Raw genomic sequence first — 24,410 nt, forward strand, 5'->3', positions numbered from 1 at the left:
CAACCCCGACTGGTGACGATGCGGCGGCCGCCGCGGTGACGGATGGCCACGCCACCCGGGCGTGGCCGTCCGCGAGTCGGAGCGGGCCGGACCGGAGCCCCCGAGCCGCACCGGGCCGGCTTCCCGTCAGGGAAGTTCCCACTGCCAGATCGAGGTCATTTCCCTGCCAGGAGTTGCCGCAGCAGGCGATCTGCCGCCTTGAGTCTCCGTACACACAACTCGTGGAAGCCTCCGACGGAACGTCCAGTTGCCGACTGGTAGAGATCGACGGCCAGCTTGAGCCAGCTGGGCTTGTGCTCCGGGAGCCACGGGAAGGGGTTGACCGTTGCCGCCAGTTGCGCGGCCTGGTAAACGGCCTCGGCCCGATGAAAGCGATTGACTCCGTGCTCACCCTCGAAGAATGCCTCTTGAAGCATGCGGCACGCATCGAAACAGTCATATGCCCTGAGTGCCACAATGTCCATCGAAACGGGGCTCCCGTCCACATCCTTGGAAACGGAAAGCAACTCCGCCTGCCTAAGATAAAGCTGGCCAAGCCCCTCGATGAGCTCCAGCTCCGTAAAATTCTCGTAGAGCAGTTCGGATAGCGGAGGCGTCTCCGGATCGTCAGCAATCGTGGACGTCGTCTCGTTCGATGCGCCAGCAATCTCCCGGCGCCGGCTCTGCAAATAGATACCGATGGTAGTTGCGTAGTTGGTGCCGATGATCTCTTCGAAAGCTGTGTCGATGAGGCTCCAGTTGACAGGCTTCCCCTCTTCCAGGGCGAGACGCTCACGTAGAACCGCGACACGCTTGGAGTAGAAGCGGTGGCCCAGAGGTTCACTGAGGTGGGATGCGGCATGCTCCAGCAGGGAACTTTTCACCTGCGGCGCCAGACTCTCGAAACGTACCCTTTGGAGAAGCGCCTCGACACTGGCGATCTGCGCTCTGCGGCGCTCATCTCCATTGCGAGCACTCCGGATGGCAGATTCCAGTACCTCTGCCACTTCCTCGTACTCCCACAGATATCGGTGGAGACGCGCCTTCGCCAACTGGATCTTGGTACTGTGCGGCCAAAGCTCCGCCGCGCGGTTGAGAGCTTCCCACGTGGCACTGTTGTCAACCGGGCGCCCCGGCAACTTGCCGGCCGGGCCGTGCACAGAGAGCAGGCGCCGGTATTCTCGCTCCACATCGGATCGGAGAAGCAACGTGTCGATCGTGGGGCCGTAGCGATTCTCGTGACCGTCCAGCATTTTGACACGCTTCACGTACAACTGATTCAGCAGATCGATCGGCACGGCCGGGCTTCCACCGTTCGCCTGGGCAACTGCTGCCCTCAGGCTCCCTCCCTGCTGCTGCCAGTCGGCCTCAATGCACATGCGAGCCAAACTCGCGTGGTTCACACTCCTCGACTCCTGCGTCTTCAACCACTGCTTCGTCTGGTGGACAGCACGGCGCAGGACGGGCCGCTTGGCCGACTCGCTGCCCGCGTCTCTCCTCTCCCACTTCTCACGGCGCCGGAGGGAGATGAGCCAAGCTGCGTACGCGGCAGCGTCGGGAGCCTGTTGAACGGCCCATTCCGCGTATTGCTCAGCGCTTCGCGCAGAGGCGAGCGCGGATCTCCACTGTTCGTTGTCCCTGTAAGCAAGAGCACTGAACCCGAAGGCCCGGGAAAACTCCAGGAGTCGGCGGGCCCCTTGGAACTCAACTTGCTCGTGCAGGGTGGCCATATGGGTGTCCAGCAGGGCCAGAACTTCTTGCGCGCCCTCGAGACGCAACAGAGGGTCGGCCTGGCGTTGGTACACGTTCCGCATGAATCTGGCAGCAACCAGGCAGGTTTCCACGTCCCACTCCGGCGGCCGTCCGCACCTTGCTCTCAGCACCTCGAGCACCGAATCGACGACGGCGCTTCGGGCCTCGTCCGACCGCAATTCGCGTGTGTAGTTCAAGGCGTTTTCGAGATAGCGTCGCGTCCAGAGCTGCCGTAGATTCGGTGTTGGCGTGCACCTTTCCAACCCCGCCCTGCTGAGCCGCATGGCCTCACCCAAGGCGCTGATCCGCTTTGTTTCGTCGTCCGCCGTTCTGGCTTGCAGTCTTGCGATACGAATATGGAGAGTCAGGTTAAATGCCTCCCCCTGATGCGTGTCCGGCACAGGGAGCAACTCCACCATTTCCTGGGCGAGCTGAAGCGTCTGATCACCCCTCTCCATTTGCTGTGCGTCAGATTGCAGCTCGGCGGTGTTGAGGATCCAGGAAATCACCCAGGCTGTTCTTCCCACCCTGCCAACTGCAGGCCGGCGCGCATCCTCGACGAGGATTCCGACGAGACCCTCCCGGATCTGCAGTACCTCACCAGCACATTGGAACCGTCGGACACCAAAGTAAAGGGCACTATCGATCGAGCGGAGCATGTGCGAGGGAATTTCCGGCGCACTGCTTCGTAGCGCTTCGGAGGCCTGGCGGCCAGCGTCCACGAACAGGATCTGGTCGCCTCGTGTGACCGGTGCACGCATTTTCACGTTCAGCTCGGAGACTGATCGGTACAGCGTCTCGATCGGTGTCTCCGAGACCGTGCCGGGGTCGACTGCCGGCACCTCCACCGCGCGAGTGGGCGGTTCCACTGGAATGAAGAGGGCCTCGATGTCGATGGAGTTCGCAAGGTCGCCCAGCTGCTGTGCGAGCCGCGGCAGGCGACCAGGAACCTCTTTCCCAATCCAGCCCACGGCACACTCGACCTCGAACAGCAGTTTCTCACGTGCGTCCTCGTCGGCAGCCTGGACGAAAGCTGCGTCGAACATGGCAAGAGCTGCCTGTCCGAGGGTTTCGTCGAGGAGTTCAGGGTCACCGAAGGCTCGCCCGAGTGCCTGGGTCTCTTCGCTTCTGGGCCTGCGCTTCTTCTTGCCCTTAAGTATGGGAAGGCTCACCAGGTTGCGTAGGGCTTCACGGGAGGAGCGGCTCAACCGGTAATTCGTGCGCGAGGAGTCGGACGTCTCGATCAGCACATCACAATCGGCCAGTTGCTCCAGAGTTGCACTGTTGAGTCCGCTCCCCTGGAGCACACCTTCCGGAATGGTCAGGTCGTCAGTCAGCGACCACACCATGAAGGGAGCGAGAGAGCCAGGTGGTCCGTCGTCGTTCAGCAGCCGGCATCCTGCATCCTCGAAGGCAGTGGTGACAGGCAGCGTGCAGGCGTCCCAGAGGTCTACGACCACGGCATCGGGGTCCGCGGTGAGCCGCTCCCCCAGGTCGGGATACCTCTCAAGGTGGCGCATCACACCCGTCAGAAGGATGCCCGGGCGTTGTGCCATGTTGTCGTTCGCTTCGGTGATCACCTTGTGAGCGTCGACAGCCACGTTGTACTTGGAGAGTTCGGACTCGAGAAGTTGAGCCGCCTCGGCCTGGCTGAGCGGACCGAGCCTCACTGCAGGAGCTCGGCGCAACTGCTGCTTCCCGTCGGCCCAGAGGTCAGTGGTGCCGGAAACCAGCACAACTGATTTTTCGAATGCAGGAATCGCGAGGACCGCGTCAAGGTCGCGGTCGAGCGTGTCGGCGTCCTCACCAAATCGGTCGCAATCGATGACCGCGACCATATTCCTGTCCCCTATGACATTGACCATCTGCTCCAATGCGGACTGAATTTTGTATTCAGTCGATTCGACGTCCTCGCAGTCCGCCATCTCGAACAGTTTCGCATTGAGCTTCTTGGACAGTGCTCGAGAAACAGGAAATTTACTGCCGTTGCCGGCCACGTTGACCTTGAGAAGCGCCGGAGACTGATCCTCGGGGAATGCCCGACAGAACACACCGTCCGACATTAGCCGCTCAATGAACGTTGTCTTGCCTACCTTTTCTGACCCTACTACAGGAATCAAGTGTCTGACTCTTGCGTAGCGTGCCGCGGCTGTCAATTCAGTACTGCGCCCTACGAATTCCGGAGGGGGGGTTGTGGGCAGCCTCGAGAGCCACGGCGGCATCGATGGATCGGCAACCCGGGGTGCCGGGGTGCAGAATTCACGCCGCAGAAACACCCCTGCGGCGTCCAACGCTTCCAGAAATCCTGGAAACTCCAGGCATTTGGAAAAATGAACGGCCTGCAGCGTTTCGGACTCATGGCCGATACGGTGATCCTTGATGATCACACCCAACAAGGAAGACTGACGAAAGAGGGCCGCCCCTGACATTCCCTTCCAGCCGGAGACCTTGCCGTTGCCGTCGGACCTTCCTATCGGGCTTACAGGGCGGGGAACCACGCTGGTGACCTGGATCGTCAGCAGTCCAGACCGCAGCGCATGCAGCGTGAGCACCTTGCCAGTCAGATGAAACGTGTCCTGGACCCTGTCGGGCCGGTTCTCGCAAACAGGAAAACCAACCGCAGTGCATTCGACGACGCCGCCGCCCTCCACCTTCCACCACGAGAGACTGTCCGAAGAACTCGATTCCTGCCAGTCGTCGATCTTCAGCAGTGCGACGTCGCTGAGCGGGTCGGCTTCGAAATCTGGGGCGGAGGAGGGCCAGACGATCGTCGCCGTAAGCCATGGCTGGGACGACGGATCGGCGTCGTACTTCCTGACCTCTACATCGCGGGGGACGCCAGCTTTGTGCACGCAATGATATGCCGTCAGGACCAGGCCGCCACCGATCATATAGCCGGTACCGCTCTCCCGAGCAGTCTTGGAATAAACCTCGTACAGGCCGGAGATCTCCACCGGTGCGGCACTGATCATGTCCTGACGTCCCCCGTCGCTGATCAATCCGGCATTCGCCAGAAGTAAAAGATCCTAGGCCGGTCGTTCATCGACGGTGTTAGAAATTCGCGCATCGTTGCCCTCAAGATCCACAGGCTGAAGTGTGACCTTGAGGCGATGGGTTCGCGTAGATGCGAGCCCGCCCCTGACCTCTGCGGTCCAGGGCAGTACCATCACCTTTGTCCGCGCCTCACCGTTCTTCTTGATTTCAACGGCGAACTCCATTTCGACCGGGCCGGCCGTGAATTTCAGATCTTCGTCCTTCCCGTCCTTCATCGCCTGCTGCAGTTCTGCACGGATGGCCCCCACGGCCTCGGCAAGCCCCGACCACGATTCACTGCTCATTACGCCTCACCAGGGTCGTGGTCCGGTCATGGACCAATGAGGTCAAGGAGTGTAGCGGATCCCAAGTGTGTGCCGGGGCAAGCAAGTTGTCCGGCAACGGCAGACCTGGTGGTCGTCGTCGGCCGGTGTGCGGGGCTCGGCCTCTCGCGGACCATGACCGGCAAGATCGTGGTGTCCAGGGCGACGGCCTGTCCCGGCCGGGTCACCACCACGTGCCCGTTCTTGGCGGGCAGTTCGGCCGACCGGCTGTAGCGCGGCCGGGCACCGCCCGGACCGAACCACTCCTTCCAGATCCGAAGCAGTGTGGGGTAACCCGGGATCTCGATCTCCTCCTCCGGGAAGGTCTCCCCGAGGTAGCGGTGGATCATGTTCTCGCGGGTGCGTCCACTCACTCTGGAGCGGTGGTGGCGCGTCTCGTCCCTGACCGCCAGGATCGCCTCGCGGACCTCCTCACCGACGCTGGGATGGCCCCCGCTCTCCCGAAGCCACCGGTGATCGGCGCAGCCGACCATCCCGTACTTCCTGCGCCGGCGTTCCCACCGCTCCAGCGTGCGTGCCCCGACGTGGCCGACGCCCAGCAGCAACTTGAGCTCCGTCGGCCGCAAGGCCGCCAGCTCGGTCGCCTTCGCCGCCCGGCGCGCGGTCAGCGTCGTGCGGTCCGGATCGTACTCGGGACGCGGCTCGCCCGGCTCGGGACGCAGTGGATCCTTGCTGCGGAAACCGCACTTCACCTCCATCAGGTGCTCGAAGCGCTGTCGCATCAGCGGGCGCTTCTCCGGCTTGACGTCGCTCCACGTCGCCGGCTGACGCCCCCGGTTGACTCCCTCCGCGGCCGTGCGTGACGAGGGACGGCATTTCGGGTGGTTGGCCAGGAAGCGGAAGGTCACCCGCTACCTGCCACCGTCCGGCCGCACCAGTTGCACCCGGCCCAGATGCGGCTCCTGCCGTTCGACCCGCCATTCCACGTCATTGAGCACGATGCCGGCACCGGGCGAGAGACCCAGCGTGGCCAACGCGTTCACGAGGCACCTCCCCCGAGCACCAGCTCGTGAGCTGTCCGTCAGCGGCAGAGAGAGATCGACACCGATGCGGCGGACGACGTGGCGGAGTCCCGGCGAAGCCGACGGCCGGTTGTCCTGGCTCGCTGAAACTGACGGATTTCCCGGACAGCCCGAAAAGGGGAGCTTCGTGACCGCTCCAACCGTTGGCGGATGCGTTGCCGTGCCCAGAGCGCCGGGACCGTGGGCACGACCGGGGGCGCCGCCCGCGGCCGGAGGCTCAGGAACCAGCCCCGTTCGCGGGCGCGGTCCAGCCGGTAGCCCGGATCCACTCGACCAGGTCCAGGGTGGCCGGCTCGATCGAGCGCACCACCGCGAGGGCCGCAGGGGATTGCTCCGCTTTCGCGAACTCGCGGAACATCGCCCTGTCGAGGTCGCTGGGAAGCACGCTCAACGGGAGGGTCTCGTACCGTGCCGGGAGCCCGGCGCGCGCGCCGAACGCCGCGGCGATCCGGGGGCCCGTCAGCTCGTCGCCGACGAGCTCGACGGCTCCCCCGGGCGCCTCCGCGGTGTCGAGCAGGAGCGCGGCGGCGACCCGGCCGATGTCCCTGACCGCGATCATCTTCAGGGGGACGTCCTCCGGCAGCGGCAGCCTCAGCACGATCTCCCCATGCTCCAGGCTCGGTGCCATCACGCTCGCGAAGTTCTCCATGAAGGCGGTCGCGCGAACCATCGTGGCCCTGAGGCCCGACTTCCTCAGGTGCTCCTCGATCCAGTGCTTCGAGTCGTGGTGCGGCACACCCGACTCCCGGTCCGCTCCGAAGACCGAGTTGAACACGACGTGCGGGACACCCGCCTCGACCGCCGCGTCGACGAGCGCGGTACCGATGCGGATCTCCGCCTCGACCTCGTCGAGACTGTTCGCCTCCGGGGTCATGAAGTAGAACCCCTCGACCTCCGCCAGCGCGGCGGCCAGCGTCGCCGGGTCGTCGGCCCGGATGGCCGCCAGCTCGACGCCGCGGGCGGCCAGCGCCTGAGCCCGTTCGGACCGCGGGTTACGGACCAGAGCCCGCACCCGCGCCTTGTGGTCCAGCAGCGCGTCGACCACCGCCCCGCCCTGCTGCCCCGTCGCGCCGAAGACCGCGATCGTGCCGGTTGTCCGTGTGCTCATCGCTTCCACCCCTAACTAGTTCACGTCGTGAACGAAATTAGTTCACGGCATGAACTTCGTCAAGGTGTGGCGGGACCTCAGGGTGTGATGGGTTGGTTCGAGGCGGGCGAAGAGAGGTCCGAGGTGTCCACGATGGCGGTGGCCACGCGCTCGAAGTCGCGCTGGTCGTCGGCGTCGAGGTTGCTCGCGATCTCGGGCAGGCGCGTGGCGATCTCGGCGTAGACGGCCTCGGCGAGCGCCTTTCCCGTGGGCGTCGCGCTGAGCATGACGACCCGCCGGTCCTGTGCCGAGCTTGCCCGGCCGACCAAGTCGCGCCGCGCGGTGCGATCGACCAGCTGGCTCAATGCGTTCTTGGTCATACCCAACGACGCGGCGAGGTAGGCCATCTGCCGCGGCTCGTTCCTGACCGCGCAGAGCAGCGTGGCCTGCGAGGGGGTCAGGTCGAACTCGGCGCAGATCTGCGCGTACTTGCGCTGAATCACGACCGAGAGCCAGAAGAGCTTGTCGCCATAGTCCACGCCGACCTCCCGGTCCGATGACGAACGATCGTCGTACTCGTCGCGGGCCGGCCGACCACGCCACTCACCAGGACATGCACACCTCTGCGAGACCGGCCTGGCACTCCCGCCCCCACCACTTTGACCGACTTACCCTATCCCCTCGCCCTCAGGCCCGGCGGGCGACGGGTCGTGCGCCTGAGCCATGTCACTTCCGTGCCGCGTCGAGGGTGGGGCAGCCGGTGTGTCCGGTGCGGTCGCCGCCGTAGAAGGTGGTCGGATCGGCCGCGTTCAGCGGGGCGTACGTCTGGAGGCGGCCACGGACAGCGGCGCGTTGTCAGTGGGCCCTGCCAGGGTGTCCGCCGTGGAAGAACTGGTGCAGCGGGTCGACGATCAAGACCGTGTGCTGGGGCCGGTCGTCGGCCGCCGGCAGGCCATCCGGGAGGGCTGGCTGCACCGGGTCGCCGTGACGGTGTGCCGGGATGAGCGCGGGCGGATCCTCGTGCACCGGCGTGCGGAGCACCTGTCGCGCTTCCCCGGGCTCCACGAGGTCATGGTCGGCGGCGCCGTGACCGTCGGCGAGTCCTACGAACAGGCCGCCGGACGGGAGCTGGCCGAAGAGCTGGGCGTCCGTGCGCTGCCCCGCCTGCTGTTCACGTTCCTCAACCGCGGCGGTCAGAGCCCTCACTGGCTCGGCGTGCACGAAGCCGTGGTGTCCGACCCGCTGACCGCCGATCCCGATGAGGTCGCCTGGCACGACTGGCTGACCGAACCGGAACTGCGGTCGGCCCTGCTGGAGTGGCACTTCACCCCGGACAGCCACGAAGCCTTCGGCCGGTATCTCGCGTTCCGGGCCGCGCGGTCCTGACCGTGCCCGCCTCTCGCGCCGGGCGCCGGGCCGACGGCATCCAAGGGCTCGGGCCGACGGCACGCAGGGGCTCGGGTTGACCTTCACCTTGGGGGAGCCCACAGCATCGGTCGTGCCGGGCGACGCGCCCGGCACGAGGAAGGACGGGGAACGGGCATGGAGCTGCTGACCATCGGGACGTTCGCGAAGGCGTCCCGGCTGTCACCGAAGGCGCTGCGTCTTTACGACGAGCTCGGCCTGCTGACGCCCGCTCGCGTCGACCCGGTGACCGGCTACCGCCTCTACGCACCGGCCCAACTGGATCAGGCCCGGCTGGTCGCCTGGCTGCGACGGCTCGGGATGCCTCTCGCCCGTATCCAGCAGGTCTGCACGCTGGAGGCGGGACCGGCAACCGAGGAGATCCGCGCGTACTGGGCGCAGGTCGAAGCCGACATCGCCGCACGGCGGGACCTGGCCACCTTCCTCATCGACCACCTCTCCTGGAAGGACCCCGCCATGTCCGCGATCACCAAGCCCTTGGGGATCCGTTACGCCGCACTGTCCGACACCGGCCTCGTCCGCGAGAGCAACCAGGACACCGCCTACGCGGGTTCCCGTCTGCTCGCCGTCGCCGACGGCTTCGGCAGCGAAGGCGCTCCCGCGAGCGCCGCCGCTGTCGACGCGCTCAAGAGCCTCGAAACCGACAGCATCCCGGCCGGCAGTCTCCTGAACGCCCTCGAAGCCGCGATCGGCCGCGCCGAGCACGCCGTGCACGGCGTCTCCGGAGCGGGTCCGTCCGCCGAGGCGGCCGGAACCACACTCACCGCGATGCTCTGGACCGGCACCCAGCTGGCCCTCGTCCACATCGGCGACTCCCGCGTCCACCTCCTGCGCGACGGGGAGCTGTTCCAGATCACCCATGACCACACCGTGGTGCAGGCGATGGTCGACGAAGGACGCATCGGCCCGGAGGAAGCCGCCTCCCACCCCCAGCGCTCCCTGCTGATCCGCGCTCTGGGCCAGGGCGCGGACGGCACCCCCGACATGCGCCTGCAGGACGCTCAGCGGGGAGACCGCTACCTGCTCTGTTCCGACGGGCTGTCGGCCGTCGTGCCGGCCGAGGACATCCACCGGGTCCTCGACGGGACCGGTGAGCCCGAAGAGGCGGCCCGCGAGCTCATCGCCCTCGCCAACGGCTCCGGCGGCCCCGACAACGTCAGCTGCGTGGTCGCCGACGTCGTGGAGCTCCCGCAGTAGGAGCGGGTGACACGCACTTCCGCGGGACACCAGCCACCGCCTGGTCCCACACAGCCGCAGGCACCGCACCGCAGGTCCTGGCCTCGGCCCACCCGCACTTGTCCGGGACAGGGCACCTTGGTCCGGTTCCGCGGAGCGACGCCCGTCAACGCCCGGCTGGGTCCGCGCGGCGGGCGCCCGGACCCAGCCGGGCGGTGACGTCCGCGGGCGTGAGTACGGACTGCTCCGCGGAGCAGTGGACGGCAACCCGGACCGGGGCACCGCAGTCGGTGTGGCGTACGTCCAGGACGGGACCCGGGCTCTCGGGGCCGAGCGCGTGGGCCTCGCCCCACTGGCTCAGCGCCATCAGGACGGGCCACAGGTCCCAGCCCTTGCGGGTCAGACGGTACTCGTCGCGGGAGCGGCGCCCCGGCTCCCGGTAGGGCACCCTCGCCAGGACGCCGGCGGCCGTCAACTTGCGCAGGCGGTCGCTGAGTACGGCCTCCGAGAGCCCGATGTGCCGGCAGAAGTCGTCGAAGCGGCGCACCCCGTTGACGGCGTCGCGCACGATCAGCAACGTCCACTTCTCCCCGACCACATCGAGCGTCCGCTGCACCGGGCAGTTCTCCGTGCTCGCCTCAAGCCACTCCATGCAGCCATCGTAGGTTTCTGGCTTCGTCATTGACAGTCAGATATAGGCGAAGCTAGCTTCGATCTGAAAAGTCAGAGGATGCCGGGGAAGGTGCGAGGCCGTGGGGCGAACACGTACGTACAGCTGGGACGATCCCTCGATCCCGGCCCGGGCCGCCAGGGAGATGTCCGGCCTCGACTTCCTGCGCGAGGTGCAGGCGGGGCGTCTCGCCGCGGCACCCATCGGGAAGACCATGGACTTCGCCCTGGACGAGGTGGAGCACGGCCGGGCGGTCTTCTCCCTGTTGCCGGGCGAGGAGCACTACAACCCCATCGGCAGCATGCACGGCGGCGTCTTCGCCACCCTGCTCGACTCCGCGGCAGGCTGCGCGGTCCAGTCCACGCTCCCGGCGGGGACGGCGTACACCTCGCTCGATCTGACCGTGAAGTTCCTGCGCCCGGTCACGGTGGAGACCGGCCGGGTGCGCGCCGTCGGTACGGTACTCAGCGGAGGGCGTCGAACGGCCCTGGCCCAGGCCCAGTTGCTCGACGCGACCGACCGCCTGCTGGCCCACGCCACCAGCAGCTGCCTGATCTTCCCCGTGCCCATGTGAGCTGATGCGCGGCGGTTCACCGCCGCGGCGCCATGAGCCGTCCGCCCCGGGCGGGACGGACGGCTCATGGGTGCGCACTCAGGCCCGGGACTGGGCCTGAGCGAAGGCCGGGTAGTCGGCGTAGCCGTGCTCCCCACCGCCGTAGAGGGTGGCCGGTTCCAGCTCCCCGGTCGAGCGAAGCCACGGCCTCGGGGTCAGGCGTGCCGGGGCTCGCGAGCCCCCGCAGGATCCGGACGAGAGCCCGGGGTCAGCCGGTCAGCCGGCTTCCGTCAGGGCCGCGTGCGCGGCGGTGAGGATCTCCTCGGAGAGCGGCGAGCCCTTGGTGGCCCGGGACAGAACCAGCGCGCCGAACAGGGTGCAGAGGCGGGCGACGCCGTCCCGGTCGTCGGTGGCGAGGAAGCCGGCGAAGTCGGCCACTCCCTCGGTGTAGACGCGACGGGCCTCGCTGCTGTCGCCCTCGCGTGCGATGTCGGTGGCGAGCGCGGCGACCGGGCAGCCGTCCGCCGGACCGTCCCGGTGCTCGACGGAGAGGTAGGCGTCGATCAGCGCCTCCTGGGCGGCCTCGCGCTGCCCGTCGAACTGCTGGAGCTCGCCCGCGTAACGCCGTGCGAGCTCCGCGAAGGCATGGGCCGTGGCCTCGTCGACGAGCGCGTCCTTGGAGGCGAACTGCTTGTAGAAGCCGCCGTGGGTCAGACCGGCCGCCTTCATCAGGTCGGCGACGCTGACCTGGGTGCCCCGCTCCCGGAACAGCCGGGACGCGGTGTCCACCACCCGCCTGCGATTCTCCTCCGCCTGTGCCTGCGATACGCGGCCCATGACCACCTCCCGTTTGGATGTCGACTGGCATCTATCATAGGCCCATGTTTAGATTGGACACATAATCTAAATCATGCGGGTGGTCGACGGCCCCCGCCAGAACCAGGAGCAGGCATGGAACTCAAGAACGCGGTCGCGATCGTCACCGGCGCCAACCGGGGCCTCGGGCGGCACCTCGCAGCCCAGCTCGTCGAGCGCGGCGCGAAGGTGTACGGCGCGGCCCGACGCCCCGAGACGGTCGACGTCCCGGGAGTCATCCCGCTGCGGCTGGACGTCACGGACGAGGAGTCGGTACGGGAGGCCGCCCGCATCGCGTCCGACGCGACGCTGCTGATCAACAACGCGGGCATCTCCACCGGCGCGACGCTGATCGGAGGCGACATCGACGAGGTGCGCGGGGAGATGGAGACCAACTTCTTCGGTCCGCTCGCCGCGACCCGCGCCTTCGCGCCCGTCATCGAGCGCAACGGTGGCGGCGCCGTACTCAACGTCCTGTCCGCCCTGTCCTGGTTCCATCCGGCCGGCCTCGGCTCCTACGCGGCCTCCAAGGCCGCCGCCTGGGCCCTGAGCGACGCGACCCGCGAAGAGCTGGCACCGCGCGGGATCACCGTCTCGGCGCTGCACGTCGGCTACATGGACACCGACATGGCCGCCGCCGTGCCCGCCGATCAGAAGGTCGCCGCCGCCGACGTGGCGGCCCAGGCCCTGACCGGCATCGAGACCGGTCTGCCCGAGATCCTCGCCGACGAGACCAGCCGCTACGTCAAGCAGAGCCTGTCCGCGGCACCCCAGCCGAACGCGGGCTGACGCCCGCTCCTCCCCCGATGCGACGCGACACGACCGCCCGGCCCCCTGGCCCCTCCTCCCGGAAGGGTCGTGCGCGCATCGCGCATCGCACGTCACGGATCACCAGTTACTTCAGATACTTACCGATAAGGGAAGAAACAGTCCCTCGGAACGAACAGCTCTCCCGCCCCTCGCAGGCGGAAGACGGAACAGACGGAGACGACGATGAAGGCCTTCATGGTCGAGAAGTACGGCGACGCGACCACGATGCGCGCCGCCGAGGTACCCGACCCTCAGGTGGGCCCCGACGACGTCCTGGTCAAGATCCACGCGGCGGGCGTCAACCCGTTGGACATCAGGATCCGCAACGGTGACTTCAAGTTGTTCATGCCCTACCGTCTCCCGCTCGTCCTGGGCAACGACCTCGCGGGGACCGTCGTCCGGGTCGGACCGTCCGTCACCCGCTTCACCGTGGGTGACGAGGTCTACGCCCGGCCCGACAAGGACCGCATCGGCACCTTCGCCGAACTCATCGCCGTCGACCAGCGCGACGTGGCGGCCAAGCCCGCGTCACTCACCATGAACGAGGCCGCCTCCCTTCCCCTGGTCGCGCTGACCGCGTGGCAGGCCCTGGTCGAGCGGGCCCACGTACAGCCGGGCCAGAAGGTCCTGGTCCATGCGGGCGCCGGCGGCCTCGGCTCCATCGCCCTCCAGTTGGCCAAGGCGCTGGGCGCCCACGTGGCCACCACCGTCAGCACCGCCAAGGTCGGCCTCGCCGAGGAACTCGGCGCAGACGAGGTCATCGACTACCGCACTCAGGACTTCAGCGAACTCCTCAGCGGCTACGACGTCGTCCTGGACAGCCTCGGCGGCGAGAACCTCGCCACATCCCTGCGCATCCTCAAGCCCGGCGGCCGGGCCATCTCCGTCGCCGGCCCGCCCGACCCGGAATTCGCCCGCGAGCTCGGCGCGAACCCGGTCCTCCGCCTGGCCATGACCGCGATCAGCTTCAGGACCCGACGTCAGGCCAAGCGCCTCGGCGTGACGTACTCCTTCCTGTTCATGAAGGCCAGCGGCGACCAGCTCCGCGAACTCACCCCCCTCATCGACACCGGGAAGATCCACCCCGTCGTCGACCGCGTCTTCCCCTTCGATCAGACCCTCCAGGCCATGGAGTACGTCGAAAAGGGACGGGCCAAGGCCGGCAAGGTCGTCGTCACCATGATGTGAGCGCGGGCGCAGGCCCAGCCGGACGCAGAAGGGCAGCCCTCACGACGAGGAGCCCTCACCCCCACACACCAGGACCCGGCCATGACCGCATCGTCCAACTCCCCCGCACCCGCCCCGTCGTCGTCCAGGAACGCGCCGACCCGCTCCGTGTCCGTGCAGGGCGTCGACTTCGCCTACCGGCAGCACGGTCCGGACGACGGCGTACCGCTGATCCTGCTCAACCACCTGTCCGCGGTCCTGGACAACTGGGATCCGCGGGTGGTCGAAGGACTCGCCGCCCGGCGCCGCGTGATCACCTACGACAACCGCGGCGTCGGCGCGTCGGGCGGCTCCACACCCGACACGGTCGAGGCGATGGCCCGCGACACCGTGCTGTTCGTCCGGGCCCTCGGGTTCGAGCAGGTCGACCTGCTCGGCCTGTCGATGGGCGGCTTCGTCGCCCAGGTCATCGCGGCAGAGGAACCCGCTCTCGTACGCAAGGTCATTCTCGCGGGCACCGGCCCCGCCGGCGGACCCGGCATCGACAAGGTCACGTCCGTCACCGTCCGGGACATGCTGAAGGCCGCCCTGCGGCTCAAGGACCCGAAGCACTACCTCTTCTTCCCCCCGACCGAGGGCGGCCAACGGGCGGCTCGCGCGTTCCTGGCGCGGCTGAAGGAGCGCACGGACGACCGCGACAAGGCGATCTCGGTGCCGTCGTTCCTTGCCCAGCTGAAGGCCATCAAACGCTGGGGCCGCGCGGTACCGCAGGACCTGTCGCGCATCCGGCAGCCGGTCCTGGTGGCCAACGGTGAGAGCGACCGGATGGTCCCGAGCGTCAACACCCTCGACCTGGCGGCCCGGCTGCCCCGCGCCGAACTCATCCCGCTCTACCCCGATGCCGGACACGTCGGGATCTTCCAGTGCCACGAGGCGTTCGTCCCGCGGGCCCTGGAGTTCCTCGCTTCCTAAGGCCCGTCGTCCGGAGAGGAACCGGCCCTCAGGCCGGTCCGGGGAACAGTCCGGAACCGCAGGGTACGGCCACGGCCACGGGCCGAGCCTGAACACAAGCAGGGGCGGGGCGCATCACGGGAAGCAGATCGGTGGCGTAGTGCGCGTGGACCGGGAGCCGGGTGAGGAGGCCGAGCATCCCGATCAGCAGGGCCAGCCCCAGGAGCAGGACGTTGCGGTCGCCGAACCGTGCGCTCAGCCGGGCCGAGATCCCGAGCGACACCGCGCCGATGACCGCGGCCCCCGGCACCGGCCCCGCCCCGCGCGCACTCACCGAAGCGGAACTGTCCCGGCTGCTCGCGGAGCAGCAGTTCGGCGTCCTCGCGAGCGTGCGGCGCACCGGACACCCCCACCTGACGACGGTGCTGTACGCCTGGGACGCCGGAGAGCGCGTGGTACGGATCTCCAGCACCGCCGACCGCCTCAAGCCGCGTCAGTTGCGCACCGATCCGCACGCGGCGCTGCATGTGCGCGGCCAGGACGTGTTCTCGTTCGCGGTCGCCGAGGGCGAGGCGGAGGTGTCCGTGCCGGCGGCCGTGCCCGGTGACGCGGTCAGCCGCGAACTCCTGTCCCTGACAGCCGGTTTCGATGACCCGGCCGAGGAGACGGCCTTCCTGGCGCAGATGGTCGCGGACCGGCGCGTGGTGATCCGGATCCGGGTCTCGCGGCTGTACGGAACGGCGCTCGACATCCCCGCCGCGGACTGAACGCAGGCGGCGACGGTCCACCGGGGCCATGTGCGCGACAAGCGGACGCTCTAGGATCCCGCCCATGGCTACCGACCCCGGCTACACCTGCTCCCGCTGCGGCGAACACCACACGGAACTCCCGATGGGGTACTCGACCATGGCGCCCGACGTCTGGGACGCGAGCTTGGAGAGCGACCCCGACAGCATGCTCTCGACGGACCAGTGCATCGTCAGACACGAGCACTACTTCATCAAGGGCCTGATCGAGATACCCGTGACCGGCAGCCCGGAGCCGTTCTCCTGGGGCGTCTGGGTGTCCTTGAGCCGGGAGAACTTCGCCCGCGCCCTCGATGTGTGGGAGACCCCGGGCCGGGAGTCCGAGAAGCCGTACTTCGGCTGGCTCACCACCGAGTTGGGGCTCTACACCCCCCGTACGACCAACCTCAAGACCAACGCGCACACCCGCCCGATCGGCCGGCGCCCGCTCATCGAGCTGGAGCCCACCGATCACCCGCTGGCCGTGGAACAGCGCACCGGCATCACGCTCGACCGGGTCCGCGAGATAGCCGAGGCGGTCCAGCACGCCGAGGACAGCCGATAGGGCAGGGCACAGAGCCGGGAATCAGCCGGGATCAGCCCTCCAGCCCCGACCGCAGTTGCACGAAGCCCGTCTCGGCGGCCTCGACCGCTTCCGCGTACACCTGGTCCGCGCTCCGGCCCTCGCTGATGCGCTGCCAGTTCTCCAGGGACAGGATGCGCAGGACCGCGATGATCTGGCCCGCGGCCAGCCGGTCCGCCGCCCTGCTGCCCAGGGCGCGGGCGAGAGCGGCCTCGGAGCGGCTCTGGTACCCGTAGAGCCGGGCCACCAGGGACGGCGTCCCGTAGAGCAGCCGGTGGAACGCCAGCACCTGCGGTACGTCGCACAGGCCCGTGACCGGGTCGCGGCGCTCCAGACCGTCCAGGTAGTGGCGCCGCAGCGCGTCCAGCGGGGACTCGCCCTCCGCACGGCCGGCGACGACCCGCGCGGACTCGTCCTCGTGGTCGGCGAACCTGTGGAGGGCCAGGTCCTCCTTGGCCGGGAAGTAGCGGAACAGCGTCGGCTTGGAGATGTCGGCCGCGGCCGCGATCTCCGCCACCGAGACCTTGTCGAAGCCACGCTCCAGGAACAACGCGATGGCGGCGTCGGAGACGGCCTGATACGTCAGCTGCTTCTTCCGCTCCCGCAGGCTCATCGGCGCGGCCGCGTCCCCGCCCTCCGCCGTGTCCGCCGCGTCGGCTGCCGTCCGGGGGCCGGGCTTCTCTCCGCTCATGACCATGAAGCGTAACGCCTCCGACCTCAAGCGAACTTGACGTCAGCAGCCGTCCGGCCCCGCCCCGGAGGCATCCGTTCCGCGCTCCCGCGCACGCGAGGCGATCAGTACGCCGATGCCGTCCAGCACCCGTTCGAGACCGAACGTGAACTCCTGGTCGGGCTCGTCCGGCCCCCAGATGCCCTCGGTGGCCATCAGCCGGGAGAGCGCGGGATGACGCACGGGGTCGACCAGCCGGCCCAACGTACGGGCGTAGCCCTCCATGACCTCCGCCTCCGATACGCCGCGGGCCTCGACGGCCGCGTCGAGATCACCCATCAGCAGCGCCTCGTTCCGCACGAAACCACTGACCAGAAGGATGACGGAGACCTCCTCACCCGCGTCCAGACCGGCGCCCGCGAGGGCCTGAAGGCCCTGTTCCCACCAGGCGACCGAGTTCGGGCTGGCGGGCGGGCCGGAGATGGGGATGCGGAGCATCCAGAGGTTGGCGTGGTAGACCCGGCGCATCGCCCCGGCCCACTGCCTGAGTGCCTCGCGCCAGCCCGCCCTCTCCTCCAGGGCGGGCAGCGGAGGCGGCGGGCCCATGGCCGCCTCCTGCATGAGCACGTAGAGCTCGTCCTTGGCGGCGACGTACCGGTAGAGCGACATCGTCGAGGCGCCGAGGTCCTTGGCGACCCGCCCCATCGACACCGCGCCGAGCCCCTCGGACGCCGCGACCGCGACTGCCGCGTCCACGATGCGCCCCAGGCTCAGCCCGGGCTTGGGCCCCTTCACCGGGCGCGCCCGCAGCCCCCAGGCGGCCTCGATGCTGGCCGGCAGGCCCGTACCGCCCGGCGAACCGTTCTCCTGCGTCACCTGAACCCACCTTCCCTTGACGCCCATCCTAGTTATGCGTAACCCTTACACAACAACGCGTATGTCATACGCATAAGGGGGAGTCCATGCCGTCACCCGCCATGATCGAGGCCGTCGGCCTCACCAAGTCGTACGGAAAACCCGCGCGACCCGTCCTGGACGGCATCGACCTGCGGGTCGACCGCTCCACCGTCGCCGCGCTGCTCGGCCCGAACGGTGCGGGCAAGACCACCGCCGTACGCATCCTGGCCACGCTCACCACCGCCGACAGCGGCACGGCCCGCGTCGCCGGGTACGACGTCGTCGCCGACCGGAGCCGGGTACGCCGCTCGATCAGCCTGACCGGGCAGTACGCCGCCGTGGACGAGGGCCAGACCGGCGAGGAGAACCTGCGCATGATGGCCCGGCTGGCCGGCCGCTCCCGCAGGGACGCGCACCGCCGCGCCGCCGGACTCCTCGACCGCTTCGGCCTGTCCGACGCCGCCCGCCGACCGGTCCGCACGTACTCCGGCGGCATGCGGCGCAGGCTCGACCTGGCGGCCGGTCTGGTCGGCAGCCCGCAGCCGGAGGTCTTCTTCCTGGACGAGCCGACGACCGGCCTCGACCCCCGCAGCCGTCAGGAACTCTGGCAGGTCGTCCGCGAACTGGCCGCCGACGGAGCCACGGTCCTGCTCACCACCCAGTACCTGGAGGAGGCCGACCGGCTGGCCGACCGCATCGCCGTCATCGACCGGGGCCGGAAGGTCGCCGAGGGCACCGCGGACTCGCTGAAGTCACGCGTCGCGGGACACCGCCTCGACGTGGTCCTGGCCGACCGGGCGGCCTACCTCCGCCTCACCCACCGTGCGGTTCACCACGCACCCGCGACGCTCACCCTCGGCCTGCCGACGGACGGCTCGGCGGCCCATGTCCGGGCGCTGCTCGACGAGATCGACCCGGCCGGGACGGCGATCGAACGGTTCTCCCTGCACAGCGCCACGCTCGACGACGTCTTCCTGGCCCTGACCACGACGAAGGAGACCCGGACCGCCCATGTCTGAAACCCTCACCGCGCCCCTCGCCCGCGCCGGCACCATGGCGGGCCGCTCACTGCGGATCAGCCGGCGCAACACCGACGCGCTCATCACGTCCCTCATGCTGCCCGTCCTGCTGATGCTGATCTTCGTCTACTTCTTCGGCGGCGCGATCGACACCGGCGTCCCCCACTCCTCGTACGTCACCTACGTCGTCCCTGGCGTCCTTCTCCTGTGCGCGGGCTTCGGCTCCGCGAGCACCGCCGTGGCGGTCAGCGAGGACATGAAGAACGGCATCATCGACCGCTTCCGCTCCCTGGACATCGGCGGCGCCGCCATCCTGGCCGGCCATGTCGCCGCGAGCACGGCGCGCAATCTGGTCTCCACCACGGTGGTCCTGGCTATCGCCCTCCTGATCGGCTTCCGCCCCACCGCCACCCCCACCGGCTGGCTCACCGCGCTCGCCGTCCTGCTCGCCTACATCGTCGCGCTGTCCTGGCTGTCCGCGGCGATCGGTCTGCTCGCCAAGACCCCGGAGGCCGCGGGCGGATTCACCTTCCTGATGTCCTTCCTGCCCTACCCGAGCAGCGCCTTCGTCCCGGTCGACTCCATGCCCTCCTGGCTGCACGGCTTCGCCGACCACCAGCCGGTCACCCCGGCCATCGAGTCCCTCCGGGCCCTGCTCCTGAACCAGCCTGCGGGCAACACCCCCTGGATCGCGCTGACCTGGGCCGGAGGGCTGCTGCTGGTGGCGATCGGACTGTCGGGGGTGCTGTTCAGGGTGCGGACGCGGTGAGGGCGGGGGCGGCGCGGCGCTCAGGACGTGGCCGTGGTGGCGGAGGACGGATGGGCGCGGAGCCACCGCGCGTAGGCGGCCGCCACCTCCTCCGCGGTGGGCTCGGCCCTCAGCCCCAGGGGGCGGCGCGCCGCCCCCAGCACACCCTTGATACGCGAGGCCAGCTGCGGCAGCTGCCGCCGAGCCGCCTCCTCCGTGAGCCCGTGAAGGCCCAGCGCGGCTCTGATCACATCTGTATAGACGGACTGCGCCCGCTTGTAGGCGCGAAGCACGGGAAGATCCGTGCGCCAGCCCCAGGAACTGCCGGGCCTGGCGCTCTCGACCGCCCTGCACCACATGGTGATGATCCGCACCTGTTCCTCGGGCGGATAGTGCATCAGGTGGAGGTGGGTTGCCAGGTCGTAGAGCGGATCGCCGACCATGGCCAGCTCCCAGTCGATCGTCCACAGGTCGTCACGGGCGTCCACGACGAAGTTCTCCCGATGCAGATCGCCGTGGAGCAGCGCGAACGGGCGCGGCACCAGGGCCTCGGCCGCCGCCCGGAGACCGTCGAGGGCGCCGCCGGGTATGCCCAGGTCCCGGAAGAGCGAGCGGTAGCGCGGCAGGTGCCGTTGATAGATGTGGACGTCGGTGAAGTCGATCAGACGGCCGAGAAAGGCTGCTGAGTCGTCCTTCCACCCCGCGAGAAAGCCTCCTGTCGCCAGACCCACCGATGCGACAACCGCCTCCGGCCGCACCGAGACGAGTTCACGGAACAGAACGCCGAGCTGACCGGCGTGACGCTCCGACAACGCCCACTCGGGAGGGCAGGCCTCACCAAGCGTCCGCCCCTCGACAAAGGTGTAGAGGGAGACGGCCTCCCGGTCGATCACTGCGGGAATGCGCGTGATGCTTCCCTGCAGGGCCCGGACCAGCGCTTTCTCCGAGGCGAACACGCGCAGATCGAACCAGAGCAGACCTGCTCGCGGATCCCGGCACTTCCACCAGGTCTGCCGGCCCGAGCCGTCGGCCGCCGGCAGCGGAAAGGCGTACGTCTCGTGGTGGTAGCCCTTGAGCGGGCCCACCAGGAGTGCCTCGTCGGACACGAGCGCGGCCGCACGCCGCCGAGCGGCGGACTGCCGCACATCCCCCCGCCCTACGGGCGGCACCACGTCACCGGGCAGACGGTCCCGCGTCACCGTCGCCCCCGGCCGAAGGCTCCCGGCACGAAGGGTGGGCGCTGTACCGGTCGCCGGCCGTGGACCATCGAGGATCGGTTCCGGCATCCCCCCGCGTTGAGATCCATACAGGGACGGTACAACTACCCGTCACATCAACGCACTTGCAAGCCCAACGTCGCCGCTCCATCAGCCAGTACCACCATGGAGTCCACGACGGTGGGGGCGCCGGCGTCCGCCAGGGCTTCCCGTCCGGCGGACGTCCGGTGATAGCCGATGAACGGCATGCCGACCGCGTCGGCCGCCCCCAGGTCGGCCGTGGAGTCACCGATCATCACATGGTCGGCAACAGCGAGGCCGGTCGCGGCGACGACCTCGGTCAGCACCCAAGGATCGGGCTTCATGCGCCGCGTATCGGCGTCGCAGCGCCCGATGACCGGTCCGCCCGCGAAGTACCCTTCCAGCGAGGTGCGTTCGAGGTAGCGCCGCACCGCGTCCGCATGGTTGTTGGACGCGACGGCGAGCCGGCGGCCCAGCCCGTGCCACGCGCGGACGAGACGATCCGCACCGGGGGCGGGGGTGGCGTGTTCGGCGGCCTTCAGCTCCCGGGCGGTGAGCGCGTGGCGCATCTCCATGGCGATCGCCCGCGCCCGGTCCGGAGCACCCGGACGGTTCGCCAGGCGGTCGTACCACCGGAACACCCCGTGCGGATCCGTGTTGCCCCGCACTTCGTCCGGTACCCGGCCGTGCTGCGCGGCAATGGCGATGAGCTCGTCCGCGATCAGGTGCGCTTCGCTGCTCCCGTCGCCGTGTTCGCTGACGAAGAGCTGGGCCATGGGCCCGTCGAAGTCCCAGACGATGCACTGGGCACGGGCAAGCAGATTCCACGCGCTCCGAACGGCCGGGGCCTCGGCTTGTGCGGGAGCGGGCGCAGCAACTGGGTACAGCACGATCAGAGATCCACCCTCGTGGCCAGGTATTTCCAGTTCGAGTCGAAGAACGCCTGGCACTTCTGCACGACTCCGCGCCTGTTCTCGGCGTCGTCGTCGGAGGCACGGTACGGAAAGAGGGTGGCTCCCGTGCCGTACGCATCGTAGATCCCGACTTCCTCACGGTCCGGAAGGAGCTGGATGGTGCCCACATCCGGGACGTAGAAGCCCTGAAGTGCCAGGTGGCGGTTCAGAATGTACAGCTTCACCTGGGGCGAGAACGGCACCACTCGCACCTCGACCTCGACTTCCGGCGCGGGAGTGCAGCGCTGGAGCTCGTACAGAGCCTCCTTGAACATGGTCGCGTGGCTCTGCAGGATCGCCTTCAGCCGCTGCCGTACGCGGGGCTCGTCCGCACCGTCGATCCGGCGGGGGATCGCCAGATTCGGGGAGTCGCAGTCCGGAAGCATCAGGCGGGCCTTGATGCTGCGAGGCGGCGGGATCTCGCCCTCCATGATCCGGTCCTTCTGGTCCGACACCCGCTTGGTCAAGGATTCCGTGGTCATCGAGAAGACATCGAGGGTCACTTCGGGTGCTTCGAACGCCTCTGCCAGATACGGCTTGAGCATCACGGGCGTGACGCCCTCCGACTCCACCGCCCAGGTGTCGCCCCCGCCTCCTCCCTCGACGGAACCGCCGTCACGGCGCATGGTGCGCCGGCCGCCCTGCGCTCCGCCCCTCACGAAGGAGCCGCTGCCCTGGCGGGTGACGATGAGTTCGTCCCGGCGCAGCAGTTTCAGCGCTTCGTTGATCGTTGCGGGGGAGACGCCGAATCGCTCGGCAAGCTGCGCACGCGTCGGCAGCCGGTCGCCCGGCCCCCACTCCTCGCTGTTGATGCCCCGGCGCAACTTATCGGCGATGCGCTGGTAGGCGAACTCACCCTCAGCCAGGCCCTGCTCACGATTCGTCACATCACAACCATACAACCACCCACCAGCAGCGGGCACTTCGGGTGCACAACCATGAAAATCACACGACCACATCCACCGCCAACCAAACCCGAGCAACCATACAAGTTTACGACTACTCATTCGTAGGGACACTTACACTCAAGCCAACCAGTCAAATCTAAGAGGTTGATCGGTTGTTCTAGGTACACAGGCAGCGTCCACTCGGCACAACGGAGTGCGAGCACGACGCCCCTTCACCGCCGGAGGAGTGATCGTCATGCCATTCGTCACGCTGGGGCTCGAGCAGATCGTGCAGTGGAAGTACGGGCTGATGGGAACGGTGGGCTTCGCACTGCTGTCGTTCGGCCTCAAGGCGGGAAGCTCCAACTGCGCCTGCGCGGGAGCTTTGATTCTGGCCCTGCTCCTGGTCCCGACCGACACCTGACCTGTGGCCGTATCTAGCTAAGACCTCAGGTCCACCGGAGTCGCAATGGTGTTCCACAGGCTCTCGAACCACTCCGCGGACTCCGCCACGAACTGCTGATCCCGCACACCGGCCGAACTTTCGAAGCGGAAGAGCGTCGAGAGACTCCCCAGCGCGTCATAGATCTGGGTGGGCGCACCCTTGATCACCTCCTCGCGCTCCTCCACCGTGTAGTACGCGAACAACGCCTCCACACTGTTCAGCACGTAGAGCTTCACCGGTGGCGTGAACGGCATCGCCCGCATCGTCACGTCGATACTCAGCGCACTGGTACTGCGCACCGCTTCAAGTCTCTGCAGCAGCACCTTCGCCTGAAGGTTTCGGTTGTCCAGCCAGCGGTCGTGCACCGCCTCGTCACCTTCAACCGGCTCGGTGCGACGCGGAAAGGCAAGGTCGATCTCACGGTCGGGGAGCAGCACCCGCAGCTTCACCGAACCCGGCCGGAGCACCCCCGTCGTGATCCGGGTCAGCGACTCCGACAGTGCGGGGACGAGCGACTCAGCCGTCAGGCAGAGCGCGTCGATGCGTACGTCGTCGCAGGCGAAGGCGTTCAGCATCCGGGCCCCGAGCACGGCCGCCGTCTGCTGAGGCGCCTGGGTCCCCGGCAGGCTCGCCACCTTGGGCGGAGCCCCCCGGGTGACGGCGGTCAGCAGACCGTCCCCCTGGAGGCGCTGCAACGCCTGCCGGACGACGCCCCTGTCGACGCCGAACTCACCAGCCAGTACGGCCTGGGTGGGCAGCGAGTCGCCCGACTTCAGTTCCCCGGTACGGATACGCGTCCGCAGCGCATCCGCCAGGTCCTCCGACGAGGGCTTACGACTGCCGTCCATCGCTGCGCGTTCTGGGTCCACAACAGGACGCTACAACTCCGCGCCATGAAAAGGGAGTTGTTGGTGAGTTACTTGAAGATGGTGCCAACTGGGGACAGCTCTCTCACCTTGTCGCGACCTCGCAGGGATCCGGCACGCCATCTGAGCACAGCACCTTCCGCTCACCCGTCCACCGTCGTACGGGTGTTGCTCGCGCATCGGCAGATTCCCCGAGCCTCTCCGCTCACCACCTCCTGAGGAGGGACCGCCATGCCCTGGATCACCCTTGCCCTGGAGCAGTTCCTGCAGTGGAAACTCGGCGTCCTGGGAAGCGTGGGCTTCACCTTCACGGTCGTCGGCATCAAGTTCGGCAACGACAAGTGCCTGGCCGTGGGGGGCGCGACCCTTGCGCTCCTGATCTGCCCTCTGCCCGACGGGCAGTGACTGCCGCTGTCGCGGAGCCGCACGGGCGGTTCAGAGCGCGGCCGGACCTCGGACGTCGGTGGCGAGAAGTCCTCCGGCCACGAGAGCGAC

Annotated in this window: 27 protein-coding genes; 12 read left to right on the plus strand and 15 right to left on the minus strand. The window is 68.3% G+C overall.

Translation table 11 applies throughout. The features are described 5' to 3' along the window. Window positions 1–155: 155 nt before the first annotated feature. The 6 genes from EAO72_RS24740 to EAO72_RS24760 form a co-directional block, all read right to left on the minus strand. Window positions 156–4,703 carry a serine protease family protein gene (locus EAO72_RS24740; protein WP_148019444.1) on the minus strand — a complete coding sequence of 1,516 codons (4,548 nt, stop codon included), beginning with the start codon at window positions 4,701–4,703 and terminating at the stop codon, window positions 156–158. Between the two features lie 54 nt (window positions 4,704–4,757). After that, complete coding sequence (locus EAO72_RS24745; protein WP_148019445.1) at window positions 4,758–5,069, minus strand: trypco2 family protein; 312 nt, start codon at window positions 5,067–5,069, stop codon at window positions 4,758–4,760. A 26-nt stretch (window positions 5,070–5,095) separates the two neighbouring features. Next, a complete protein-coding gene (locus tag EAO72_RS24750) occupies window positions 5,096–5,830 on the minus strand; it encodes a hypothetical protein (RefSeq protein ID WP_261991623.1) in 735 nt (244 codons plus the stop codon). Between the two features lie 129 nt (window positions 5,831–5,959). Next, window positions 5,960–6,091, minus strand: a complete 132-nt coding sequence (locus EAO72_RS43295; RefSeq protein ID WP_261991624.1) for a hypothetical protein — start codon at window positions 6,089–6,091, stop codon at window positions 5,960–5,962. Between the two features lie 256 nt (window positions 6,092–6,347). Next, on the minus strand, window positions 6,348–7,238 hold the full coding sequence (locus tag EAO72_RS24755) for an NmrA/HSCARG family protein (protein WP_148019446.1): 891 nt from the start codon (window positions 7,236–7,238) through the stop codon (window positions 6,348–6,350). A 77-nt stretch (window positions 7,239–7,315) separates the two neighbouring features. Further along, on the minus strand, window positions 7,316–7,756 hold the full coding sequence (locus EAO72_RS24760) for a MarR family winged helix-turn-helix transcriptional regulator (RefSeq protein ID WP_148019447.1): 441 nt from the start codon (window positions 7,754–7,756) through the stop codon (window positions 7,316–7,318). A gap of 343 nt (window positions 7,757–8,099) precedes the next feature. Between EAO72_RS24760 and EAO72_RS24765 the strand changes: the two genes are divergently transcribed. Then, complete coding sequence (locus EAO72_RS24765) at window positions 8,100–8,603, plus strand: NUDIX hydrolase (protein ID WP_410090497.1); 504 nt, start codon at window positions 8,100–8,102, stop codon at window positions 8,601–8,603. 156 nt (window positions 8,604–8,759) lie between these two features. Next, the gene (locus EAO72_RS24770; RefSeq protein WP_148019449.1) at window positions 8,760–9,839 is read left to right on the plus strand and encodes a MerR family transcriptional regulator; all 1,080 of its coding nucleotides are present in this window, start codon (window positions 8,760–8,762) and stop codon (window positions 9,837–9,839) included. Between the two features lie 145 nt (window positions 9,840–9,984). Here EAO72_RS24770 and EAO72_RS24775 read toward each other — a convergent pair whose 3' ends face one another. Continuing rightward, window positions 9,985–10,470 (minus strand): winged helix-turn-helix transcriptional regulator, encoded by a 486-nt coding sequence (locus EAO72_RS24775; protein WP_148019450.1) that lies wholly within the window; start codon window positions 10,468–10,470, stop codon window positions 9,985–9,987. 100 nt (window positions 10,471–10,570) lie between these two features. Here EAO72_RS24775 and EAO72_RS24780 point away from each other — a divergent pair, with 100 nt between their 5' ends. Beyond that, window positions 10,571–11,062: a PaaI family thioesterase gene (locus tag EAO72_RS24780; protein ID WP_148019451.1), complete on the plus strand. Its 492-nt coding sequence runs from the start codon at window positions 10,571–10,573 to the stop codon at window positions 11,060–11,062. A 255-nt stretch (window positions 11,063–11,317) separates the two neighbouring features. Here the strand turns inward: EAO72_RS24780 and EAO72_RS24785 are convergent, their stop codons facing one another. After that, a complete protein-coding gene (locus EAO72_RS24785; protein WP_148019452.1) occupies window positions 11,318–11,878 on the minus strand; it encodes a TetR/AcrR family transcriptional regulator in 561 nt (186 codons plus the stop codon). 114 nt (window positions 11,879–11,992) lie between these two features. Between EAO72_RS24785 and EAO72_RS24790 the strand changes: the two genes are divergently transcribed. The 3 genes from EAO72_RS24790 to EAO72_RS24800 all read left to right on the plus strand — a co-directional run bounded on the left by EAO72_RS24790 (window position 11,993) and on the right by EAO72_RS24800 (window position 14,845). Continuing rightward, on the plus strand, window positions 11,993–12,685 hold the full coding sequence (locus EAO72_RS24790) for an SDR family oxidoreductase (protein WP_148019453.1): 693 nt from the start codon (window positions 11,993–11,995) through the stop codon (window positions 12,683–12,685). 204 nt (window positions 12,686–12,889) lie between these two features. Continuing rightward, window positions 12,890–13,894 (plus strand): NADP-dependent oxidoreductase, encoded by a 1,005-nt coding sequence (locus EAO72_RS24795; protein WP_148019454.1) that lies wholly within the window; start codon window positions 12,890–12,892, stop codon window positions 13,892–13,894. An 81-nt stretch (window positions 13,895–13,975) separates the two neighbouring features. Then, window positions 13,976–14,845, plus strand: coding sequence for an alpha/beta fold hydrolase (locus tag EAO72_RS24800; protein WP_148019455.1), 870 nt, complete (start codon window positions 13,976–13,978; stop codon window positions 14,843–14,845). Between the two features lie 28 nt (window positions 14,846–14,873). Here EAO72_RS24800 and EAO72_RS24805 read toward each other — a convergent pair whose 3' ends face one another. Continuing rightward, entirely contained in the window at window positions 14,874–15,134 is a 261-nt protein-coding gene (locus EAO72_RS24805) for a hypothetical protein (protein ID WP_410090498.1), read from the minus strand. On the opposite strand from EAO72_RS24805, the gene EAO72_RS24810 reads away from it, so the two are divergent. Together EAO72_RS24810 and EAO72_RS24815 are read left to right on the plus strand one after the other, a co-directional pair. Next, entirely contained in the window at window positions 15,115–15,591 is a 477-nt protein-coding gene (locus EAO72_RS24810) for a TIGR03618 family F420-dependent PPOX class oxidoreductase (protein WP_148019456.1), read from the plus strand. The genes EAO72_RS24805 and EAO72_RS24810 overlap by 20 nt on opposite strands. Window positions 15,592–15,655: 64 nt before the next feature. After that, on the plus strand, window positions 15,656–16,174 hold the full coding sequence (locus EAO72_RS24815) for a DUF2199 domain-containing protein (protein WP_148019457.1): 519 nt from the start codon (window positions 15,656–15,658) through the stop codon (window positions 16,172–16,174). 31 nt (window positions 16,175–16,205) lie between these two features. Here EAO72_RS24815 and EAO72_RS24820 read toward each other — a convergent pair whose 3' ends face one another. Both EAO72_RS24820 and EAO72_RS24825 read right to left on the minus strand, forming a co-directional pair. Next, window positions 16,206–16,889 carry a TetR/AcrR family transcriptional regulator gene (locus tag EAO72_RS24820; protein WP_187285197.1) on the minus strand — a complete coding sequence of 228 codons (684 nt, stop codon included), beginning with the start codon at window positions 16,887–16,889 and terminating at the stop codon, window positions 16,206–16,208. Window positions 16,890–16,925: 36 nt separating this feature from the next. Continuing rightward, window positions 16,926–17,765 (minus strand): TetR/AcrR family transcriptional regulator, encoded by an 840-nt coding sequence (locus EAO72_RS24825; protein WP_410090499.1) that lies wholly within the window; start codon window positions 17,763–17,765, stop codon window positions 16,926–16,928. Window positions 17,766–17,824: 59 nt separating this feature from the next. Here EAO72_RS24825 and EAO72_RS24830 point away from each other — a divergent pair, with 59 nt between their 5' ends. Both EAO72_RS24830 and EAO72_RS24835 read left to right on the plus strand, forming a co-directional pair. After that, window positions 17,825–18,778: an ATP-binding cassette domain-containing protein gene (locus EAO72_RS24830; RefSeq protein ID WP_148019460.1), complete on the plus strand. Its 954-nt coding sequence runs from the start codon at window positions 17,825–17,827 to the stop codon at window positions 18,776–18,778. Continuing rightward, on the plus strand, window positions 18,771–19,547 hold the full coding sequence (locus tag EAO72_RS24835) for an ABC transporter permease (protein ID WP_148019461.1): 777 nt from the start codon (window positions 18,771–18,773) through the stop codon (window positions 19,545–19,547). The genes EAO72_RS24830 and EAO72_RS24835 overlap by 8 nt, the downstream gene beginning before the upstream one ends. Before the next feature lie 20 nt (window positions 19,548–19,567). On the opposite strand, the gene EAO72_RS24840 is transcribed toward EAO72_RS24835, so the two are convergent. The 3 genes from EAO72_RS24840 to EAO72_RS24850 form a co-directional block, all read right to left on the minus strand. Continuing rightward, on the minus strand, window positions 19,568–20,632 hold the full coding sequence (locus EAO72_RS24840; RefSeq protein WP_261991626.1) for an aminoglycoside phosphotransferase family protein: 1,065 nt from the start codon (window positions 20,630–20,632) through the stop codon (window positions 19,568–19,570). 227 nt (window positions 20,633–20,859) lie between these two features. Beyond that, the gene (locus EAO72_RS24845) at window positions 20,860–21,654 is read right to left on the minus strand and encodes an HAD family hydrolase (RefSeq protein ID WP_148019463.1); all 795 of its coding nucleotides are present in this window, start codon (window positions 21,652–21,654) and stop codon (window positions 20,860–20,862) included. 2 nt (window positions 21,655–21,656) lie between these two features. Then, a complete protein-coding gene (locus EAO72_RS24850) occupies window positions 21,657–22,604 on the minus strand; it encodes a winged helix-turn-helix domain-containing protein (RefSeq protein WP_261991627.1) in 948 nt (315 codons plus the stop codon). A 256-nt stretch (window positions 22,605–22,860) separates the two neighbouring features. Between EAO72_RS24850 and EAO72_RS42160 the strand changes: the two genes are divergently transcribed. Continuing rightward, window positions 22,861–23,028: a hypothetical protein gene (locus EAO72_RS42160; RefSeq protein WP_187285198.1), complete on the plus strand. Its 168-nt coding sequence runs from the start codon at window positions 22,861–22,863 to the stop codon at window positions 23,026–23,028. Between the two features lie 17 nt (window positions 23,029–23,045). On the opposite strand, the gene EAO72_RS24855 is transcribed toward EAO72_RS42160, so the two are convergent. Then, the gene (locus EAO72_RS24855; protein ID WP_315986313.1) at window positions 23,046–23,918 is read right to left on the minus strand and encodes a FadR/GntR family transcriptional regulator; all 873 of its coding nucleotides are present in this window, start codon (window positions 23,916–23,918) and stop codon (window positions 23,046–23,048) included. A gap of 228 nt (window positions 23,919–24,146) precedes the next feature. Here EAO72_RS24855 and EAO72_RS42165 point away from each other — a divergent pair, with 228 nt between their 5' ends. Continuing rightward, window positions 24,147–24,320: a hypothetical protein gene (locus tag EAO72_RS42165; RefSeq protein WP_187285199.1), complete on the plus strand. Its 174-nt coding sequence runs from the start codon at window positions 24,147–24,149 to the stop codon at window positions 24,318–24,320. The last annotated feature ends 90 nt before the right edge of the window (window positions 24,321–24,410 follow it).

Source organism: Streptomyces sp. OR43 (genome assembly GCF_008042275.1).
GTDB lineage: Bacteria > Actinomycetota > Actinomycetes > Streptomycetales > Streptomycetaceae > Streptomyces.

Coding starts and splice junctions, on each gene's coding strand:
- EAO72_RS24740 (WP_148019444.1), bottom strand. CDS start 4,703: ATGATCAGTGCCGCACCGGTGGAGATCTCCGGCCTGTACGAGGTTTAT.
- EAO72_RS24745 (WP_148019445.1), bottom strand. CDS start 5,069: ATGAGCAGTGAATCGTGGTCGGGGCTTGCCGAGGCCGTGGGGGCCATC.
- EAO72_RS24750 (WP_261991623.1), bottom strand. CDS start 5,830: ATGCGACAGCGCTTCGAGCACCTGATGGAGGTGAAGTGCGGTTTCCGC.
- EAO72_RS24755 (WP_148019446.1), bottom strand. CDS start 7,238: ATGAGCACACGGACAACCGGCACGATCGCGGTCTTCGGCGCGACGGGG.
- EAO72_RS24770 (WP_148019449.1), top strand. CDS start 8,760: ATGGAGCTGCTGACCATCGGGACGTTCGCGAAGGCGTCCCGGCTGTCA.
- EAO72_RS24775 (WP_148019450.1), bottom strand. CDS start 10,470: ATGGAGTGGCTTGAGGCGAGCACGGAGAACTGCCCGGTGCAGCGGACG.
- EAO72_RS24785 (WP_148019452.1), bottom strand. CDS start 11,878: ATGGGCCGCGTATCGCAGGCACAGGCGGAGGAGAATCGCAGGCGGGTG.
- EAO72_RS24790 (WP_148019453.1), top strand. CDS start 11,993: ATGGAACTCAAGAACGCGGTCGCGATCGTCACCGGCGCCAACCGGGGC.
- EAO72_RS24795 (WP_148019454.1), top strand. CDS start 12,890: ATGAAGGCCTTCATGGTCGAGAAGTACGGCGACGCGACCACGATGCGC.
- EAO72_RS24800 (WP_148019455.1), top strand. CDS start 13,976: ATGACCGCATCGTCCAACTCCCCCGCACCCGCCCCGTCGTCGTCCAGG.
- EAO72_RS24810 (WP_148019456.1), top strand. CDS start 15,115: ATGACCGCGGCCCCCGGCACCGGCCCCGCCCCGCGCGCACTCACCGAA.
- EAO72_RS24815 (WP_148019457.1), top strand. CDS start 15,656: ATGGCTACCGACCCCGGCTACACCTGCTCCCGCTGCGGCGAACACCAC.
- EAO72_RS24820 (WP_187285197.1), bottom strand. CDS start 16,889: ATGGTCATGAGCGGAGAGAAGCCCGGCCCCCGGACGGCAGCCGACGCG.
- EAO72_RS24825 (WP_410090499.1), bottom strand. CDS start 17,765: ATGGGCGTCAAGGGAAGGTGGGTTCAGGTGACGCAGGAGAACGGTTCG.
- EAO72_RS24830 (WP_148019460.1), top strand. CDS start 17,825: ATGCCGTCACCCGCCATGATCGAGGCCGTCGGCCTCACCAAGTCGTAC.
- EAO72_RS24835 (WP_148019461.1), top strand. CDS start 18,771: ATGTCTGAAACCCTCACCGCGCCCCTCGCCCGCGCCGGCACCATGGCG.
- EAO72_RS42160 (WP_187285198.1), top strand. CDS start 22,861: ATGCCATTCGTCACGCTGGGGCTCGAGCAGATCGTGCAGTGGAAGTAC.
- EAO72_RS42165 (WP_187285199.1), top strand. CDS start 24,147: ATGCCCTGGATCACCCTTGCCCTGGAGCAGTTCCTGCAGTGGAAACTC.